This is a genomic window from Actinoplanes octamycinicus (assembly GCF_014205225.1).
GTDB lineage: Bacteria > Actinomycetota > Actinomycetes > Mycobacteriales > Micromonosporaceae > Actinoplanes > Actinoplanes octamycinicus.
The window spans coordinates 2,809,819-2,828,504 of the sequence record NZ_JACHNB010000001.1; the positions used below are offsets into that span (position 1 = coordinate 2,809,819).

Below are 18,686 nucleotides of genomic sequence, written 5' to 3' on the forward strand. Positions count from 1 at the left end.
TTCTGTTTATTTCTCATGGCACGGAATGGCCGGCCGGGGTACCGTGCTGCCCGGCGCGCACCGGAAACCTCAGAGCACGGTGAGGATGCGGGCGGCGACGTGCTCGGCGCCCGGGCCGAGCAGGATCGTGTAGTGGTTGACGTCCGGGACGAGTTCGGCGTCGACGCCGGTGAGCTGGTCGGCGCGGTAGAGGCCGGTGTCCTCGTCCATCAGCCCGCGGGGGGCCCAGAGCAGCGGGAACGGGGCCGGGGGCGGGTTGCGGAGCATGTCGGCGGCGTCGCCGCGAATCGCCTCCAGGTGGCAGGAGGAGCCGCTGCCGGTGAAGTCGCGCAGGATGTAGGCCTCCAGGTCCGGGCCCCAGTAGCGGCCGAGCGCCGGGTTCTGCCGGAAGTAGTCGAGGTACTCGCCGGCCGACGCGAAGGTCATCGACAGCCGGCGCATGGCCGGGCCGATCACCGCCTCCAGGGCCACGTCCACGTCGATGCCGGCCGGCACGCCCAGCGAGATGCCGCCGTCCACCATCAGCACCGGCCCGACCCGGTCCGGGTGCTTCGCCGCGGTCGCGGCCACCACGAACCCGCCCATCGAGTGCCCGACCAGCGGGGCCCGCCGGACGCCGAAGTGCTCGGCGACAGCGATCAGGTCGTCGGCGTGTGTGCTCATCCCATAGGGTCCCGGCAAATCCGCTGAAAACGCCCGGCCGCGCAGGTCCGGCGCGACCAGGTGCACCTTGCCGTCCAGGGCGCGCGCCACCGCGGCCCAGGAGAGAGCGTTCGCGGTGATGCCGTGCGCGGCGATCACCACCGGCCCGTCGGCCGGCCAGCTCAGCACCCGCAGCGTGCCGCCGGCCACCGGTACGTCGATCTCCTCCACTGCGACCACCTCCCAGCTCAGTGCGCGGTCCACCCGCCGTCGATCATGATCGACGAGCCGGTGATGAACGAGGCCGGGGGGCTGCACAGGTAGGCGACGAACTCGGCCACCTGCTCCGGCTCGATCAGCTTCTTGATCGCCGCCCGCTTCAACATGATCTTCTCGACCACCTCGGTCTCGGCGATGCCGTTCACCGCGGCCTGGTCGGCGATCTGCTTGTCGACCAGCGGGGTCCGGACGAATGCCGGGTTCACGCAGTTCGCGGTCACCCCGTGCTCGGCGCCCTCCAGCGCGGTCACCTTGGACAGGCCCTCCAGGCCGTGCTTGGCGGTGACGTAGGCGGCCTTGTACGGCGAGGCGACCACCCCGTGCACCGAGGAGATGTTGACGATCCGGCCCCAGCCACGGTCGTACATGTGCGGCAGCACCAGCCGGGTCAGCCGGAACGGCGCCTCCACCATCACCCGCTGGATCAGCGCGAACTTGTCCGGCGGGAACTCCGTCAGCGGCGCCACCACCTGCAGGCCGGCGTTGTTGACCAGCACGTCGACCGCGGCCGGGAGCGCGTCGACCGCGTCCAGGTCGGCGAGGTCGGCGCCGATCGCCCGGCCGCCGATCGCCGCGGCCACCTCCTTCGCCGCCCGTTCGTCGATGTCCACTGCCAGCACTTCGGCGCCCGCCGCGGCCAGTCGTTCGGCGCAGGCGCGCCCGATGCCACTGCCGGCGCCGGTCACCAGCGCGGTGCGTCCCGTGAGGTCGAGGTCGACCACGTGTGCCGTCGTCATGGCGGTGACCGTACGGACCAGCGACGGTGGCGAATATGTGTGCCGGCCACACAAGGCGGGGCGGATCGATGTGATCGACGAAGGTGGCCTGGGTCACCACCCGCCTCCTACCGTGTGGCCACACCGAAAGACTTATCAACGGAAGGCGTCCGATGAGGGGCTTGACGACAACCCGGCGCACACTCTTGGGCGCCGCGCTGACAGCCGTGGTGGTAACCGCGAGCGGCTGTGGCAGTCCGCAGGGGTCGGCCGGCGACGACGCGGCGATCGAGGTCGGCGTGGTCTACTCCCAGTCCGGGCCGCTGGCCAGCTACGGCGCGCAGTACGCCGAGGGCTTCAAGGCCGGCCTGGCCTACGCGACCGACGGCACCGGCAAGATCGGTGACCGGACGATCAACGTGACCTGGACCGACGACGCCGGCGACCCGGTCAAGGCGGTGTCCGCCGCCAAGGACCTGATCGGCAAGGGCGTCAAGGTGCTCGCCGGCTCGACCAGCTCCGGCGTCGCGCTGCAGGTGGCGCCGCTGGCCGCGGAGAACAAGGTGCTGTTCGTCTCCGGCCCGGCGGCGACCGACGGGATCACCGGGGTGAACAAGTACACGTTCCGGTCCGGCCGGCAGTCGTACCAGGACGTGCTGACCGCCAAGGCGTTCCTCGGCGACGGCAAGAAGGTCACCGTGTTCGCCCCCGACTCGGCGTTCGGCAAGTCGAACGTGGACGCGGTCACCAAGGTGCTCGGCGGCGCCGGCGCGACGGTGACCAGCATCGCGGTGCCGGCCAGCGCCACCGACTTCACCCCGTTCGCCACCCAGATCAAGGCCGCCAAGCCGGACCTGGTCTTCGTCGCCTGGGCCGGCACCACGGCCGGCGCCATGTGGCAGGCGCTCGACCAGCAGGGCGTGCTGGCCGGCACCAAGGTCGTCACCGGCCTGGACATCCGGGCCTCGTGGGCCGGGTTCGGGGCCGGCGCGGCCAAGCTGAACCTGCTCGCCCACTACTTCGACGGCGCCGTGGACAACCCGGCCTACCAGGCGCTCAAGGGCGCCGTGCCGGGCGGCAAGACCGACCTGTTCCACCCGGACGGCTTCGCCGCCGCGCAGATGATCGTGCACGCGCTGACCGCGAGCCCGGACGACGCGGACAAGATGGTCGGCGCGCTGGAGGGCTACAGCTTCGACTCGGTCAAGGGCAAGCTGACCGTCAGGCCCGCGGACCACGCGCTGCTGCAGCCGATGTTCCAGGCCAAGCTGACCGGTGCCGGGGACGCGGCGACCGCCACCCCGACCGGCACGATCGACGCCGAGGCCGCCGCTCCGCCGGCCGCCGCGATGAAGGGCTGAGCCACATGACGGCCCTCGCCGTCGAGGGGGTGTCGTGGCGGATCGGCGCGGTGCCGATCGTCGACGACGTGACGCTGGAGCTGGCACCGGACGAGTTCGTCGCGCTGATCGGACCGAACGGCGCCGGCAAGACGTCGCTGTTCAACCTGATCAGCGGGCTGCGCCGGCCCAGCGCCGGCCGGATCCGGCTCACCGGGGACGACGTGACCGCGCTGGCGCCGTACCGCCGAGCCCGGCGCGGCCTGGGTCGTACCTTTCAGACCTCCGCGGTCTTCGGGTCGCTGACCGTCGCCGAGAACGTCGCGCTCGCCGTGCAGGCGCGCCGGGGCGGCGCGATGCGCGCCTGGCGCCGCCGCGCGGACCGGGAGATCGCCACCCGGGCCGCGGAGATCCTCGCCGAGGTGCACCTCGAGCACCGGGCCGGCCGGGACGCCGGCTCGCTCGCCCACGGCGAGAAACGCAAGCTGGAGATCGCGCTGCTGCTGGCCGGCGAGCCGCGGGTGCTGCTGCTGGACGAGCCGATGGCCGGGGTGAGCACCGAGGACGTGCCCACCCTGGTCGAGGTGATCCGCGGGCTGACCGCCGGCACCGGCCGCAGCGTGCTGATGGTCGAGCACCACATGGACGTGGTGCTCGACCTGGCCGACCGGGTCGCCGTGCTGCACCACGGCGCGCTGCTCGCGTGCGACAGCCCGGACGCCGTGATGGCGGATCCGTTCGTGCAGGAGGCATATCTGGGGGAGGGCCTGTGAGCACGCCGATCCTGCGGGTCGCCGACCTCTCGGTACGCCTCGGCGGCTCGCACATCCTGCAGGGCGTCACCTTCGAGGTGGCCCCGACCGGCGTCACCGCCCTGCTCGGGCGCAACGGCGTCGGCAAGACCACCACGCTGCGCGCGATCGTCGGCGAGGTCCCGGCCGACGGCGTCATCGAGTTCGGCGGCGTGGCGACGAAGGGCCGGCCCACCCACAAGCTGGTCCGGGAAGGCCTGGCCTACGTGCCCGAGGACCGCTGCGTCTTCGCCGGCCTGACCGTGGCGGAGAACCTGCGGCTGGCCGAACGGGTCCCGGATCCGGACTACGCCCTGGTGCACGACCTCTTCCCGGAGCTGGAGCAGCGCGCCCAGCAACGGGCCGGCACGCTCTCCGGCGGGCAGCAGCAGATGGTGGCGATCGCCCGGGTGCTGCTCAACCCGAACCGGCTGCTGCTGGTCGACGAGCCCACCAAGGGCCTGGCGCCGGCCGTGGTCACCTCGGTGGCCACCGTGCTCGGCCGGGTCGCCGAGCGGGTGCCGGTGCTGCTGGTCGAACAGAACCTCGCGGTGGTGCGCAAGCTGGCCACCGACGCCGTGGTGATCGAGACCGGCCGGGTCGCCTGGCGCGGCCCGGCCACCGACCTGCTCGCGGACGGCGACGCGACGCGATCCCTGCTCGGCGTCGGGAGGCACTGAGTTGTCCACTGTGGTTCTGCTGACCCTGACCGGGCTCGGCCTGGCGGCGCTCTACTTCCTGATCGCCTCCGGCCTGTCCCTGGTCTTCGGCCTGGCCGGGGTGCTCAACTTCGCGCACGGCCTGTTCCTCTCGGTCGGCGCCTACGTCACCTGGTGGGCCGAGCCGCACCTGGGCCTGCCCCTGGCGGTGCTGGCCGGCGTCGTCGCGGCCGCCGCCACCGGCGCGCTGGTCGAGCTGGCGATGATCCGCCCGCTGTACACCCGGCACACCGAACAGGTGCTGGTCACCGTCGGGCTGTCGCTGGCCGGGGTGGCGCTGCTCCAGTCGATCTGGGGCGCCGACGCCCGAGTGTTCCCCAGCTTCGCGTTCACCAGGAACGTCACGACGGTCCTCGGCGCCCAGGTGCCGGACGACCGGTTCCTGCTGATCGGCGCCGCCGTCCTGGTGCTGGCCGGCCTGCTCGCCTTCCTCCGGTTCACCCGGTACGGCCTGGTGATCCGGGCCGGCGTGGAGAACCGGAACATGGTCAAGGCGCTCGGCATCGACGTCCGCAACGCGTTCACCCTGGTCTTCGCGATCGGCGGGGCCCTCGCGGGCCTGGCCGGGATCCTCGGCGGGATGTACTTCACCTCGATCTCCCCGGGCCAGGGCGGCTCGCTGCTGATCTTCGCGTTCATCGTGGTGGTGATCGGCGGCCTCGGCTCGGTCACCGGTTCCGCCGTCGCCGCCGTGGTGGTCGGCGTCCTCCAGCAGTTCGTGAACTACTACGGCGTGTCCGGCGCCGGCGACGTCAGCGTGGTGGCCCTGCTCGCCATCGTGCTGCTGCTGCGCCCGGCCGGGATCGCCGGGAAGGCGGCGACCGCGTGAAAAGGTTCGTGCCCCTCGCGTTGCTGATGGTGGCGGTGGTGCTGCCGTGGTCGACGCTGAACCTGCCGGGCCTGTTCGACGGCCCGCTCAACTCGCCCGGCACGCTCCAGCTGCTCGCCGTCTGCCTGGTCTTCGGCGGCCTGGCGCTCGGCTACGACCTGCTGTTCGGCCGGGCCGGGCTGCTCTCCTTCGGTCACGCGCTCTCCATCGCCTCCGGCGCCTACGGGGTGGACATCCTGGTCAGCCACTACGGCTGGGCGCTGTGGAGCGCCGTCGCGGTGACCGTGCTGGCCGCCGCGACGCTGGCCGCGCTGCTCGGCTCGGTGGCGCTGAAGACCTCCGGGATCGCGTTCTCCATGGTCACCCTGGCCTTCGCGCAGGTCGGCTACATCCTGGTGAACCGGGACCCGGGCGGGCTGACCGGCGGTGAGGAGGGGCTGCCGCTGAAGACCGCGGGACTGCCCGGCGGCCTGGTCGGCGTGGTGAACACGGTCAACCTGTACTGGCTGGCACTGGCGTTCCTGGTGGTCACCGTGCTGGTGGTGCACGCCATCGACCGGGCGCCGCTGGGCCGGACCCTGATCGGGCTGCGCGACGACGAGCGGCGGATCGCGGTGGTCGGGCTGTCGCCGTACCGGTTGAAGCTGCTCGCCTTCGTCGTGGCCGGCGCGCTGGCCGCGCTCGGCGGCGCGGTCTACGTCCTGGTGGTCGGTGGCGCCTCGCCGCACGTGGCGTCCTCCGAGTTCACCCTGGCGCTGATCGTGATGGCGGTGCTCGGCGGCGCCGGCACTCGGTGGGGCGCGGTGGCCGGCGGCATCCTCTACGCGTTCCTGGACCAGCGGCTGGCCCGGCTCGGCGGGCAGCTGCCCGGCCCGTTCGGGCAGCCGCTCTTCGTCCTCGGCACGCTGTTCATCCTGGCCGTCTACTTCGTCCCGGGCGGGCTGGCCGGGCTGCGCGGCCGGTTCGCCCCGGTCCGCCGGGCGCTGCGCCGACCGGCCGAGGTGAGCGCCTCGTAGTCCCCGGTTCGTGCCAGCTGGGATTCGACACCGGTCACTGTCCGGGGGCCCGGAGAAAGCTTCGCCGGGTGAGGACGAGACTGATCTCCGCACTGCTCGCGGCGGCGACGCTGACCGTCGTCGCCGCGTGCGCCACCGAGAAGCCGCCGGCGGTGGAGCCTCCGATCGACCCCGGGTTCCGGGCCGGGGACATCCGGGCGTTCCGGCTGCCGCTGGACGCGTACCGGCTCACTCCCGAGCAGAGCCGGGATTTCCAGCGGGCCCGGCTGACCCTGGTGCGGCGGTGCATGAACCGGTTCGGCTTCGACTACCCGCTGCCGCCGATCCTCCCGGAGTTCCTCGCCCCCAACGAGAAGCGCTACACGCTGGCCGATCCGCGGCGCGCGGCCACCGTCGGCTACCACGATCCGGAGGCCGACGAGCGGTCCCGCACGATCGGCGCGGACCAGGCGATGAGCAGTGCCGAAGAGGCCGTCCTGAACGGGTTGACCGGCACCGCCGCCGGCCGGCCGGTGCCCAAGGGCGGCTGCAACGCGACCGCGTTCGCCCAGCTCGGGGCGGAGGCCGAGGAGAACCTGGTGGAGACGCTCAGCCACGCGGCCTATGCGAAGGGGATGGCGGACAGCCGGACCGTCCGGGCACACGCCAGGTGGAGCGCCTGCATGCGGGCCCGCGGCTACGACTACGCCGACCCGTTCGCGAGCAACGACGACCCGCGGTTCGCCACCCCGGCGCCGACCCGGGTGGAGATCGCCGTGGCCACCGCGGACGTGGCCTGCAAGACCGGGATCGGGTACTACGACCTGCGGGCCGCCCTGGAGACCGCCTACCAGCGGCGGGAGATCGAGGCGAACCGGGCCGCCCTGGAGACGATCAAGACCCGCAACGCCGCGCTGCTCCGCCGGGTCGCGGAGGTCAACGCCGCGTGAGAACCCGATTTACGGTACGCGGTGAGCGCGCGCCCACCGCGTACCGAAAGCGGGTCTGACCTACTTCTTGGTGACGACGACCTTCTTGCCGGATGCCTTGATCGTGTAGGCCACCTTGACGCCGGTCCACGGGTTGCGGGCGCTGATCCGGACGCCACCGGTGATGTTCGCGACCGTCACGACCTTGACCTGGGCGGCCTTGTTGAACTTGGCGACGTCCCGCTTGACCACCTTGCGCAGCACCGACACCCGGACGGTGTGCTTGTTCGCCGCGACGCGCACGTCCGCCGCGCTCTTGCGGGCGAGCTTCCGCACGTCGGCGCCGAGGTTCAGGTACGCCAGGCCCTTGGCCATGGTGGCGCTGCTGACCGTTTGCGCGGCGGTCGGCAGGGTCACGCTCTGCGATCCGTACCGCCAGGTGTAGGTGGCGGTCAGCGCGTTCGCGTAGTCGATCTTCGCGCTGGTCAGCACGGCCGCCGGGGAGACCTCGAAGGTGAAGTCGCCCTCGTCGCCGTCGCCGTACCGGTAGGTGACCGAGCTGTCGGCGTGCTCGACCTTGGTGCCGGCGTGCTCCGGGTCGTCGATCAGCACGGTCGCCGGGTCGGCGCTGTTGTACTTCGCCCACGAGGTGATGTTCAGCGTCGCCTGCGGGGTGAAGACGAACTTCACCGAAGGCTTGCGCATCATCGTGACGGCGGCCTTCTCCTCGGCCGTGGCCAGCGAGGCGTAGACGCCCTTCGTGGCCACCGCGTAGCTGGTCTCGTGCTGGAACGGCACGTCGACCCGGGTGTAGGCGCGGCCCCCCACCGGGTCGGTGACGAACGTGCCGGTGCCCGAGCCCTGCTCGCCGGTCAGCGTGAACGAGCCGGCCCAGCCCTTGGCCGCCGTCGTGCCGGTGACGCCGGCCACGGCCTTGAGCGCCGCGGTCATCTGGGCGGCGGTCAGCTGCGTGGTGGTGTCGGCGGCGAACGCGGCACCGGGGACGGCGAGCAGGCCGGCCGTCACCGTGGCGGTGGCCAGCAGTGTGCGAAGCACCAGGGAATGTCCTTTCGGGCGGTGCGTGGATCTTGCGGAACGCTGGACGATACGTCATCGTTCCGGCGTTCCGGCAGGGCCGTTCCGGCCGTTTCTGATCACCGGGCGGCGGATCGCGGCACCCGGGGCGGGGCGATCGTGGCCGGACTGCTTTCATGGTGGGAATGTCCAGGACACTGCGCATCAGCACCCGGAACGCGACCTTCCAGCAGTGGCAGGCGCTGCTCACCAACCGCACCAAGCGGCACCGGGCGGGCGAGTTCCTGGTCCAGGGGGTCCGCCCGATCACGCTCGCCGTGCAGCACGGCTGGCCGGTGCACGCCGTGCTGCTCGACGACACCCGGCGGCTCTCCCAGTGGAGCCGGGACGTGCTGGAGCAGACCTCCGGGGTGGCCCGGTACGCGCTCGCCGCCGAGCTGATGCACGAGCTGGGCGGCAAGGACGAGGAGTCGCCCGAGCTGCTCGCCGTGGTCGGCATGCCGGCCGACGACCTGTCCCGGATCCGGTCCGGGCCGCGGATGCTCACCCTGGTCTTCGACCGGCCGGCCACCCCGGCCAACGTCGGCGCGCTGATCCGGTCCGCGGACGCGTTCGGCGCCACCGGCCTGGTGGTCACCGGGCACGCCGCCGACCCGTACGACCCGAAGGCGGTCCGGGCCAGCACCGGCTCGCTGTTCGCCCTGCCGGTGGTGCAGGTCGCCAGCCACCGGGAGGTGGTCGACGAGGTCGTCGCGCTGCGCCGCGGGGGTCTCCCGGTGGAGATCCTCGGCAGCGACGAGGGCGGGGACGTGGAGCTGGCCGAGCACGATCTGACCGGGCCGAAGGTGATCGCGATCGGCAACGAGACCCGGGGCCTGAGCGGCGCCTGGCGGGCCGCCTGCGACCACATCCTGCGGATCCCGATGACCGGCGCGGCCAGCTCGCTGAACGCCGCGGCGGCCGGCTCGGTGGTCCTCTACGAAGCCGCCCGCCAGCGCCGCGCGGCTAAGCCCTGAGCAGCTCGCGGAAGCGTTCCAGAAGGAACGTCGCCTTCAGCTCGCTGGTCTGCTCGGCGCCGAGCAGACCCCACTCCGGGGCGTAGGTGACCCCGCCGGCCGGGCCCAGGGTCAGCGCGATGCCGTCCGGGAACGGCTGGTACCCGGTCAGCTCGCCCCCCTCGATGAGCGCCCGGATGTTGGCCGCCACCACCTCGCCGTGCCGGCCGGCCGCCCGGGCCATCTTCATCTCCGGCACCGCGGTCAGGTCGCCCACCGCGAACACCCGCTCCTGCCCGGCCACCCGCAGGTGCTCGTCGACCGCGACCCGCCCGTCCGGCTGCCGGGCCGCGGCCAGCGGCCCGCCCAGGTAGTCGCTCTCCGCCCCGCCGCCGTAGCACGGAAACCACAGGTCGGCGGCGAGCACGTCGCCCGCCACCGTGGTGACCGTGAACGGCCGCACCGTGCCGGGCGGGACATCGGGCGGCGCGGTCAGCTTCGTGTCGAGCAGCACCCGCACCCCGAGCGCGTCCAGCTGGCGCCTGGCCTCCGCCTCGAACTCCGCCGGGAACCGGCCGCCGGCCAGGGCGGACGCCGGGTCGACCACGGTGACCGCGGTCGACGGCAGGGCGGTCGCGATCTCGCCGGCGAACTCCAGGCCGATCGCACCGGCGCCGAGCAGCAGCACCTGGGAGGACCGGCCGAGCGCGTCGCGCACCTCGTGCAGCCGCTGCACCGCCGCGGCCCGGTCGCCGGTGTCCATCCGGGACGGGAACGGGCTGGTCGCGCCGGTGGCCAGCACGATGTAGTCGGCGTCCAGCCGGTCGCCGGACTCCAGGACCACCTGACCGGGGGTGATCAGCGAGGCGCGGGACCGGACGACCCGGCCGCGGGAGAGCAGGCCGTCGTACCGGAGGAAGATCTTCTCGGCCCAGTCCGGGTCGACCGCCGCGCGCAGCGCGGCGACGTTGTGCACGAACGTCTCCCGGGGCTCCACCAGCGTCACGTCGGCGACATCGTCCAGGTCGCGGGCCGCCGCGATGCCGCCGTAACCGCCGCCCACCACTACCACTCTCGTCTTCATGCCTCGACCCTCGGCCGATTCCCGGACGGCAGGGAGGCCGCGCTCAGGGTGGTAGTGGCGGGGACACCCTCGGCGGACCGGGCCGGGTTACCGTCGATCGGTGAGCGACAACGAGCTGGGCAACTTCCTGCGCGCCCGCCGGGACCAGGTGACGCCGGCCGAGGTCGGTCTGCCGCCGGGCAACCGGCGCCGGGCGCCCGGCCTGCGCCGGGCCGAGGTGGCGATGCTCGCCGGGGTCAGCGTGGAGTACCTGATCCGGCTGGAGCAGGGCCGCGACCGGCATCCGTCACCGCAGGTGATCGCCGCGCTCTCCGGCCCGTTGCGGCTGACCGCCGCCGAGCGTGCCCATCTCTACCGGCTGACCAAGGTGGCCAGCGGGTTCACCTGCGGGGCGATCGCCGGCGACCCGATGCGGACCGTGCGGCCCGGCCTGCGTGCTGTGCTCGACCAGCTGGAGCCGGCCGCGGCGGCCCTGGTCAACCAGGTCGGCGACATCCTGGCGCACACCGCCGGATTCCGCCGGCTGACCGGCCCGATCGGGCTGCTCGACGACGACGAACCGAACCTCAACCGGTACGTCTTCACCGATCCGCGGGCCCGGCGGGCATACCCGGACTGGGCGCACGTCGCCGACGAACAGGTCGCCGCGCTGAAGGACGGGCCGCCCCGGCCGGACTTCACCGATGAGCTGACCGCGCTGGCCGGGACGGAGTTCACCGAGCGGGCCGGGCGGGTGCCCGGGCTGCCCCGGGCGCACGGCTTGCTGCGCCTGGAGCATCCGGAGGCCGGGTCACTGCGGCTGGCCTACGAGATCATGCAGCTGCCCGGAGACACCGGGCTGCGGCTGGTGGTCCAGTTGCCGGCCGACGAGGCGACCGCCGAGGCGTTGCGGGCGATCTCGCCGCTCCGGCTGGTGGCCAGCTGAGCCAGCGCCCGCAGGGCCGAGGTGCCGGTCGCGAAGTAGCCGTCGTGGCCGGTCAGGTCGCCGGCCGGGAACGGCAGCGCGCCGAAGGCCGGGTCGATCGGCAGCCGCCCGTGGCCGAGGCCGAAGATCCGCAGACCGGGTAGCTTGCGGGTCCAGTCGTCCGGCGCGGCGCCGGCCCAGAAGCGGGCGGTCCCGCCCAGCTCGGCCCGGTTCGCCACGCCCATCCCCGGGCTGCCCAGCGCCACGATGTCGGTGACCTGGGCCGGCAGGTGCGCGGCGGCACGACCGGCCACGATGGACCCGTAACTGTGGCCGACCAGCATGATCGTCTGGTCCGGCCGCCGGGCGACCAGGCCGGCGACGAAACGTTCCAGGGCGAGTGCTCCGGACGCGGCCCGGTCCTCGCGGAGCGCGGCGCGGCGGATGCCCTCCGGCGGGTCGTAGCCCAGCCAGGCGATCACCGCGGTGTCCCCGGCGACCTGCCGGTGGAGCTGCCTCGCCTGCCAGGCCGGGGCGCGCCGCTCGACGCCGCCGAGGCCGGTGTCGAAGTTCGCCAGGGTGGTGTCGACGCCGGGGATCAGGATCACCACCCGGCCGGCGCTGGTCAGGTCGCCGAGCACCTCGGCGATCCGGCCGTCGCCGCGCCGGTCCAGCGCGAGGATCTGCCGGCCGGGGGAGGAGCGGTTCGCCGCGTAGCGCAGAGCGAGGGGCGCACCGTCCAAGTTGCCCACCAGGTCCGGATGTCTCCGAGCGAGCTCGGTCGCTTCATGGGGCGTGAGCGCGGCGAAGAACGCTGCGATGGCGGCCGGCGGAGTGGCGGGATCGGGCAGTCCGCCGGCCCGCCACTCGGCCACGCCCGGCAACCGCGTGGTGACCGCCTCGGTCGGCCCGAACAGCCACAGCGCCGGTGCGATCAGCATCGCCAGGGCCACCAGCCACATCCGATTCACGACTTCCCCCTGCGTCGATGTCCGTTGTGTGACGAAAGGTAGGAAGACGGCGGGGTGCCGGGCGTCAGTCCGTGGCGGGAAACAACCCCTAGTACTCGGGGGCTACGCCGGTCGTACCGTGGTATCGCGGGTAACGAGCCTGGTCTATGCTTCGCTCGTGAAACAAGGCGATGAAACACGAGTCACCGTGCGCGACCTCGCGGCCGTCACCGGCCTCTCCATCGCCACCGTCTCCCGGGTGCTGAACGACCGGGCCAACGTCGCCCCCGGCACCCGCGACCGGGTGCTGCGCGCGATGGGCAACCTGGGCGAGCGAGCCCCGCGCCGGCGCGGCGCCCGGACCCAGGCGGCCGGCGTCTTCGTCCGCTGCCCGTACGTGCTGACCGACTACTTCGGGCTGATCGTCTCGGCGGTCGCCGAGGCCTTGGAGCCGCACGGCCTGCACGTGATCCTGAACGCCGGCACCGTGGCCCAGCAGGCCCGGGTGCTGCCCACCCTGCCGGAGCGGCGGGACGTGGCCGGCGCGGTGCTGATCCTGCCCCCGGAGCCGGGCGCCGAGCTGGTCCGGCTGCGCGACCGCGGCTTCCCGTTCGTCCTGGTCGACCCGCGGATCTCGCCGCCGCGTGACGTGGCCGCGGTGTCCGCCGCGCACTTCGCCGGGGCCCGCGCGCTGACCGCCCACCTGATCGAGCTGGGACACCGCCGGATCGGCATCATCGGCGGGCCGCGCGACTGGCTGGCCAGCGACAACCGGTTCCACGGCTACCTCGCGCCGCTGGCCGACGCGGGCGTGCTGCCGGATCCGGAGCTGCACCGGTTCGTCGCGGAGCCGACCACCGAGCTGGGCCACCGGGCCGCCGCCGAGTTGCTCGACCTGCCGGAGCGGCCGACCGCGCTGCTGGCCTTCAACGACAAGATGGCGGTGGGGGCGCTGCGGGCGGCCGCCGAGCGGGGCCTGAGCGTGCCGGGTGACCTGTCGGTGGCCGGGTTCGACGACATCGACCTGGGCTCGGCGTGCGAGCCGATGCTGACCACGGTCCGCCAGCCGCTCGGCGAGATGGGCCGGATGGCGGTGCACCTGCTGCTCCGGATGCTCGGCGGGCACCGGCTGGACGCGCTGCACCTGGAGCTGGCCACCGAGCTGGTGGTGCGGGACTCGACCGGGCCGCTGCCGATCGGCTGACGTGTTTCACGGTTCCGGAACCGAAACGACGCATCCGGAACCCCCCGCGCATTGACTGACGTATTTGCCGAAGGTTTCCTTCGTGTTACGTCATCCCCGTCCCCCGAGGGAGCCCGTCATGCGCAAGTCCTTGCTTGTCGCCGCGGTGCTGGCCGGCAGCGTGCTCTACGCCCCGGCCGCCGCGATCGCCGCCGGCGAGACCGTCAACGTCTACCTGACCACCACATCGGACAGCGGCGGCCGTACCGTCACCCGCGGCCTGCAGCAGCAGGCGGCGATCGCGTTCGGCCCGGCCGGCGGCAGCGCCGGAACCACGATCACCGTCAACGAGGGCAGCACCTACCAGACCTTCGAGGGCGGCGGCGCGTCGATCACCGACACCACGGCCTACCTGCTGCGCGGTGGCCCGGTCACGGCGGCGACCCGGGACGCCGTGATGACCAAGCTGTTCAGTCCGGCGAACGGGATCGGGCTGTCCTTCGTACGCAATCCGATCGGTGCCTCTGATCTGTCCCGCCCCGGGAACGTCTCGCTCGACGACACCTGCTGCGACCTGAACGACTTCGGCGCCAACGGCTACGACACCACCGTGCGGCTGCTCACCCAGCAGGCCAAACAGCTGAACCCGGCGCTGCGGGTGATGGGCGTGCCGTGGAGTTCGCCCGGCTGGATGAAGGACAACGGCCGGATGGACCAGATGGGCTGGCTGAAGTGGGAGTACTACCCCATGTACGCGCAGTACCTGGTCAAGTACCTGCAGAGCTACCAGGCGGCCGGGGTCCCGGTCGACTACCTGTCGGTGCAGAACGAGCCGAACTGCTGTCAGGCCTCGAACCCCACCGCGATGGACTACCCCGGGATGAGCTGGAACCCGTCCGGCCTGGTGGAGTTCACCAAGAACCACGTCTATCCGGCGCTGCACGCGGCGAACCTGAACACCAAGGTCCTGGTGCACGACTGGAACTACGGCGACTACGCCAGCTTCGGCTCCGGGATCCTGAACGACGCCGGGATCCGGAGTGACTCGGCGTTCGGCGGGATCGCCTGGCATGGCTACGCCGGCAGCCCGAGCATCGGCACCGACGTGCACAACCAGTACCCCTCGGTGAAGCAGTTCGAGACCGAGCACTCCGGCGGCACCTGGATCGGCAATCAGCACAACGAGGACATGGCCAACATCATCGACTACACCCGGAACTGGGGCAGCTCGGTGGTCAAGTGGAGCCTCGGCGTGGACCAGAACATGGGCCCGCACAACGGCGGCTGCGGCACCTGCACCGGCCTGATCACCGTGCAGAACGGCGGCTCGCGGGCCGGCCAGGTGGACTACACCGTCGAGTACTACACGATGGGCCACCTGACCAAGTTCGTGAAGCCGGGCGCGGTCCGGATCGACACCAACGCGACCAGCGCGGTGCCGAACGTGGCGTGGCGCAACCCGGACGGGTCGAAGGCGCTGATCGCGCACAACGGCGGCTCGTCCAGCCAGTCGGTCCGGGTGAACTGGGGCGGCCAGTCGTTCACCTACACCCTGCCGGCCCGCACCACGGCCACCTTCACCTGGTCCGGTGCGGTGGTCTCGAATCCGGGCGGCACCATCACCGGGCTGGCCGGCAAGTGCGTGGACGTGGCCGGGGCGGCCAGCGCGAACGGGACCGCGGTGCAGCTCTACGGCTGCAACGGCTCGACCGCGCAGCAGTGGACCCGGGCCTCGGACGGGACGCTGCGGTCGCTCGGCAAGTGCCTGGACATCGTCGGGCCGAGCACGGCCGACGGGACGCTGGCGCATCTCTGGGACTGCCACACCGGGACGTCGCAGAAGTGGACGTACGACAGCGCCAGCCAGCACCTGGTGAACGGATATTCCGGGAAATGTCTTGATGTGAAGGACAACAGTTCGGCGGACGGGGCGCGCCTGCAGGTGTGGTCCTGCACCACCGGCGCCAACCAGAAGTGGGTGCTCAACTGATGTTGCTCAAACCGTTGGTCGTGGCGGCGCTGGCTGCCACGGCCCTCGGCGCGCCGTCTCATCACGATGCGCCGATCGTCACCGGGACCTACTCGGCCGGGACCGCGCAGTGGCAAGCACTGCCGCCGACTCATCTCGATGAATCGGACAAGTCTGCGGCGGCCACTGTCGTGGTCGATCCGAGCCGGACCGAACAGAACTACGCGGGCATCGGCTTCTCGATCGACGAGACCAGCGTCTCCAACCTGTGGAAGCTGACCCCGGCCGAGCGGGAGCGCGCCATCCGGCTCCTGGTCGATCCGCGGACCGGAGCCGGGCTGGACCGCTTCCGGCTCACCATCGGCAGCCCCGACCTGATCGAGCACCTGCCGTTCTGGTCCTACGACGAGCTGCCGCCCGGCGTCACCGCCGACTGGGACCTCGAGCACTTCTCCATCCAGCGCGACATCGACCTGCACATCGTCGACACGATCAAGCTGATCCAGAAGTACAACCCGCGGGCCACCTTCTTCGCCTCCGCGTGGAGCGCCCCGGCCTGGATGAAGACCAACAACCGGTTCCTCGGCGAGGTCGCCCTCAAGCCGGGCAGCACCACCGACTACTACCAGGCCGGCAAGCTGCGCGACGACTGCATCGACGTCTTCGCCCGGTACTACGTGAAGTACCTGCGGGCCTATGCCCGGCACGGGATCCGGGTGGACGCGATCACGCTGCTCAACGAGCCGGGCATGGACGTGGTCTACCCGGCCATGGACATCAGCGTCGAGCAGCAGCAGAAGCTCTCCGTCGCGATCAAGCGGGAGTTCCGCAAGGCCGGGCTGCGCACCGACCTCTACGTGCACGACTTCAACTTCTGGGACTGGCGCGACCCGAACAGCACCGCCACCAAGAACTACCACCGGATCCTGAACGACCCGCGAGCCGCGGCGGCCGCCGACGCGATCGCCTTCCACCCGTACTGGGGTGACCCGGCCGTCATGCGCGACGCGTACCAGCAGACCGGCAAGCCGGTGCACATGACCGAGACCAGCGACCTGTCGCCGGCCACCGTGCTCTCCTACTTCCGGCTGGACGCCAGCAGTTACGTGCTCTGGGCGCAGACCACCGACCAGGACGGCGGCACCCTGCACTGGACCGGCGCGCGGGACAACAACGTGGACTGGGACGAGGTCGCGCGGACCAGCAAGTGGCCCGACCGACTCGTCAAGGTCAACACCGGGACACACACGTTTTCGGTACGAAGTGAGCTCTACCAGCTCGGCCAGTTCGCCAGGTACCTCACGCCGGGGCATGTCCGGGTCGAGTCGAGCGCGGCCGACCACGGGGTGAGCAGCGTGGTGTTCCGCGACGGCGACGACTACGTGGCGGTGCTGGGCAACGCGAACGCCACGGCGACCAGCACCCGGGTGCTGATCGGGGACCGGTCGTTCGTCACCACGGTGCCGGCCGGGGCGTACGCAAGCTACCGCTGGACCAGCCGCTCGCCGGGCGGGCGGCACAACCACGCCCCGCGGCTGGCCGCCGTCCCGGAGGTCACCGCCGACCAGTACGGCACCGTACGGATCCCGCTGCGCGCGACCGACTCCGATCACGACCGGCTGGCCTTCTACGCCACCGATCTGCCGGCCGGCGCGAGCGTCGACGCGGACACCGGCGTGGTCACCCTGAGCCCGGCGGTGGCCGGCGCCCAGCAGTTCACCGTCGCGGTCACCGACGGCCGGGCGCACGCCGAGACGACCGTGCGCGTCACCACCCGGCCGCACGGCGCGCCGGTCGGGGCGATCGTCGAGGCCGAGGCGTACACCGCGCAGCACGGCTGGACCGAGGGCGGGGCGAACTTCGTCGAGAGCAACGGCGCGGCCAGCGGCGGCAAGAACATCGGCTGGACCGCGCCGGGCAACTGGCTGTCCTACCGGTTCGACGTCCCGGCCGGGACGTACCGGCTGCAGCTGCGGGTGGCCAACGGCACCGGGTCGGCGGCGGACGCGATCACCGTGCGGGACGCGGCCGGGACCGTGCTGTCACCCGTCCGGGTTCCGGACACCGGGGGATGGTCCTCCTACCAAACGGTCGAGGCCCAGGTCTCGCTGGCCGATGGTGATCAGGCGATCACGGTTTACTGTGAGACCGGTGGGTTCAACCTGGACTACCTACGGCTGACCGAGTAGGGGCGGTCCGCCGCCGGCCTGCCGAAGGCGTGCCACAAGCTCGCCTTCGGCAGCGTCGGACACCGGGTCGGCCCAGAAATCCAGCGGCACGGCCCGCAGGTTGCGGCCCAGCGGATCCAGCAGGTGGCCGCCGAGCTTCATCACCCAGAGCGCGACCGAGCGGTCGATGATCCGCAGCTCCGGGACCTGCGCGCCGAGCCGGGCCTCGAACCCGGCGATCTCCTGCACCGAGCGCAGCCAGACCACCAGCAGCAGGTTCGCGGCGCCGGACAGGGTCGCGCAGAAGCGGGTCTCGCGCATCCCGCTCAGCCTGCCGACCACCCGGCCGGTGTCGCCGGGCGGCAGCGTCCCCCAGAGCGACACCGAGATCGGATAGCCGGAGACGTACCGGGCCACCTCGGCCCGGTAGGCGACCGACCGGTCCGCGTCCAGCCGGTCCAGCCGGCGGCGCACCGTGGTCGGGCTGAGCCGCAGCCGCTCGGCGATCCGCGCCGCCGGCTGCCGCGGGTCGTCGCTGAGCATCCGGATGATGTCCAGGTCCTCGGCCCCGAACACCCGCCCGCCCGGGCTCTTCGCGGCCCGGCCCTCGGTCAGGATCTCCCGGGCCTGCTCGCTGAGCCGGTCCAGCCGCCAGCGGCTGCCCTCGAGGTGCACGGTCACCGCGATCTGGGTGCGCGACGCGGCCACCCCGGGCAGCATCCCGAGCCGGAAACTCAGATAGCGGGCGAGCTGCGCGTGATCCGCGAACGCGGCCTGGATCAGCAGGTCCCGGGCCCCGGTCACGTGCTCCAGGGTGACGATGTTGACGTCCTCGGCCAGCCCGGCGGCCACCTCCGGCAGCCGCCCGGCGACGCAGTCCACCTCGATCACCGCGAGCACCACGCCGGGGATCGCCAGCTGCGCCGGCAGGCAGCTGATCCAGGCGTGCCCGGTGCGGTACAGCCGGTTCCACCGCCGGGCCGCGGTCGAGCCGTCCACCCCGAGCGCCGCGCCGACCCGCTGCCAGTCGGCCCGCGGCGCCAGCTGCAACGCGGTGACCAACTGGTAGTCCAGCTCGTCGAGGGTGACCGTTTCCGGCGTGTCACCCCCGGCCATCGGCGGATCTCTGCAATCCGGGCGCGGTAGCGGTCATTTTGC

Annotated in this window: 16 protein-coding genes and 1 pseudogene; 11 read left to right on the forward strand and 6 right to left on the reverse strand. The window is 72.2% G+C overall.

All coding sequences use genetic code 11. From position 1 onward, the window contains the following. Positions 1 to 69: 69 nt before the first annotated feature. A complete protein-coding gene (locus BJY16_RS12640; protein ID WP_239177605.1) occupies positions 70 to 906 on the reverse strand; it encodes an alpha/beta hydrolase in 837 nt (278 codons plus the stop codon). Further along, the gene (locus BJY16_RS12645) at positions 891 to 1,658 is read right to left on the reverse strand and encodes a 3-hydroxybutyrate dehydrogenase (RefSeq protein WP_185039651.1); all 768 of its coding nucleotides are present in this window, start codon (positions 1,656 to 1,658) and stop codon (positions 891 to 893) included. The genes BJY16_RS12640 and BJY16_RS12645 overlap by 16 nt, the downstream gene beginning before the upstream one ends. A 152-nt stretch (positions 1,659 to 1,810) precedes the next feature. Here BJY16_RS12645 and BJY16_RS12650 point away from each other — a divergent pair, with 152 nt between their 5' ends. From BJY16_RS12650 to BJY16_RS12675, 6 genes are all read left to right on the forward strand, one after another. After that, positions 1,811 to 2,998: a substrate-binding domain-containing protein gene (locus tag BJY16_RS12650; RefSeq protein WP_185039652.1), complete on the forward strand. Its 1,188-nt coding sequence runs from the start codon at positions 1,811 to 1,813 to the stop codon at positions 2,996 to 2,998. Between the two features lie 5 nt (positions 2,999 to 3,003). Beyond that, positions 3,004 to 3,750, forward strand: a complete 747-nt coding sequence (locus BJY16_RS12655; RefSeq protein WP_185039653.1) for an ABC transporter ATP-binding protein — start codon at positions 3,004 to 3,006, stop codon at positions 3,748 to 3,750. Beyond that, positions 3,747 to 4,448: an ABC transporter ATP-binding protein gene (locus BJY16_RS12660; RefSeq protein WP_185039654.1), complete on the forward strand. Its 702-nt coding sequence runs from the start codon at positions 3,747 to 3,749 to the stop codon at positions 4,446 to 4,448. The genes BJY16_RS12655 and BJY16_RS12660 overlap by 4 nt, the downstream gene beginning before the upstream one ends. Position 4,449: 1 nt before the next feature. Beyond that, positions 4,450 to 5,316 (forward strand): branched-chain amino acid ABC transporter permease, encoded by an 867-nt coding sequence (locus BJY16_RS12665; protein WP_185039655.1) that lies wholly within the window; start codon positions 4,450 to 4,452, stop codon positions 5,314 to 5,316. Beyond that, positions 5,313 to 6,332, forward strand: coding sequence for a branched-chain amino acid ABC transporter permease (locus BJY16_RS12670; protein ID WP_185039656.1), 1,020 nt, complete (start codon positions 5,313 to 5,315; stop codon positions 6,330 to 6,332). Before BJY16_RS12665 ends, BJY16_RS12670 begins: the two co-directional genes overlap by 4 nt. Positions 6,333 to 6,400: 68 nt before the next feature. Further along, positions 6,401 to 7,261, forward strand: a complete 861-nt coding sequence (locus tag BJY16_RS12675; RefSeq protein ID WP_185039657.1) for a hypothetical protein — start codon at positions 6,401 to 6,403, stop codon at positions 7,259 to 7,261. Between the two features lie 60 nt (positions 7,262 to 7,321). Here BJY16_RS12675 and BJY16_RS12680 read toward each other — a convergent pair whose 3' ends face one another. Then, entirely contained in the window at positions 7,322 to 8,296 is a 975-nt protein-coding gene (locus BJY16_RS12680) for a hypothetical protein (RefSeq protein ID WP_185039658.1), read from the reverse strand. Positions 8,297 to 8,460: 164 nt separating this feature from the next. Between BJY16_RS12680 and BJY16_RS12685 the strand changes: the two genes are divergently transcribed. Beyond that, a complete protein-coding gene (locus tag BJY16_RS12685; protein WP_185039659.1) occupies positions 8,461 to 9,291 on the forward strand; it encodes a TrmH family RNA methyltransferase in 831 nt (276 codons plus the stop codon). On the opposite strand, the gene BJY16_RS12690 is transcribed toward BJY16_RS12685, so the two are convergent. Then, on the reverse strand, positions 9,281 to 10,354 hold the full coding sequence (locus BJY16_RS12690) for an NAD(P)/FAD-dependent oxidoreductase (RefSeq protein ID WP_185039660.1): 1,074 nt from the start codon (positions 10,352 to 10,354) through the stop codon (positions 9,281 to 9,283). The genes BJY16_RS12685 and BJY16_RS12690 overlap by 11 nt on opposite strands. Before the next feature lie 100 nt (positions 10,355 to 10,454). Here BJY16_RS12690 and BJY16_RS47070 point away from each other — a divergent pair. Then, positions 10,455 to 11,189 (forward strand): annotated as a pseudogene (locus tag BJY16_RS47070) (helix-turn-helix transcriptional regulator); the annotation flags it as partial. Here the strand turns inward: BJY16_RS47070 and BJY16_RS12695 are convergent. Next, positions 11,159 to 12,220: an alpha/beta hydrolase gene (locus tag BJY16_RS12695; protein ID WP_185046413.1), complete on the reverse strand. Its 1,062-nt coding sequence runs from the start codon at positions 12,218 to 12,220 to the stop codon at positions 11,159 to 11,161. The pseudogene BJY16_RS47070 and the gene BJY16_RS12695 overlap by 31 nt on opposite strands. Positions 12,221 to 12,386: 166 nt before the next feature. Between BJY16_RS12695 and BJY16_RS12700 the strand changes: the two genes are divergently transcribed. The 3 genes from BJY16_RS12700 to BJY16_RS12710 all read left to right on the forward strand — a co-directional run bounded on the left by BJY16_RS12700 (position 12,387) and on the right by BJY16_RS12710 (position 17,549). Beyond that, positions 12,387 to 13,412, forward strand: a complete 1,026-nt coding sequence (locus BJY16_RS12700) for a LacI family DNA-binding transcriptional regulator (protein WP_185039661.1) — start codon at positions 12,387 to 12,389, stop codon at positions 13,410 to 13,412. Positions 13,413 to 13,530: 118 nt separating this feature from the next. After that, positions 13,531 to 15,381, forward strand: a complete 1,851-nt coding sequence (locus BJY16_RS12705; RefSeq protein WP_185039662.1) for a ricin-type beta-trefoil lectin domain protein — start codon at positions 13,531 to 13,533, stop codon at positions 15,379 to 15,381. Continuing rightward, entirely contained in the window at positions 15,381 to 17,549 is a 2,169-nt protein-coding gene (locus tag BJY16_RS12710) for a carbohydrate-binding protein (protein ID WP_185039663.1), read from the forward strand. The genes BJY16_RS12705 and BJY16_RS12710 overlap by 1 nt, the downstream gene beginning before the upstream one ends. On the opposite strand, the gene BJY16_RS12715 is transcribed toward BJY16_RS12710, so the two are convergent. Next, positions 17,532 to 18,644: an Lrp/AsnC family transcriptional regulator gene (locus BJY16_RS12715; protein WP_185039664.1), complete on the reverse strand. Its 1,113-nt coding sequence runs from the start codon at positions 18,642 to 18,644 to the stop codon at positions 17,532 to 17,534. The genes BJY16_RS12710 and BJY16_RS12715 overlap by 18 nt on opposite strands. Positions 18,645 to 18,686 lie beyond the last annotated feature (42 nt).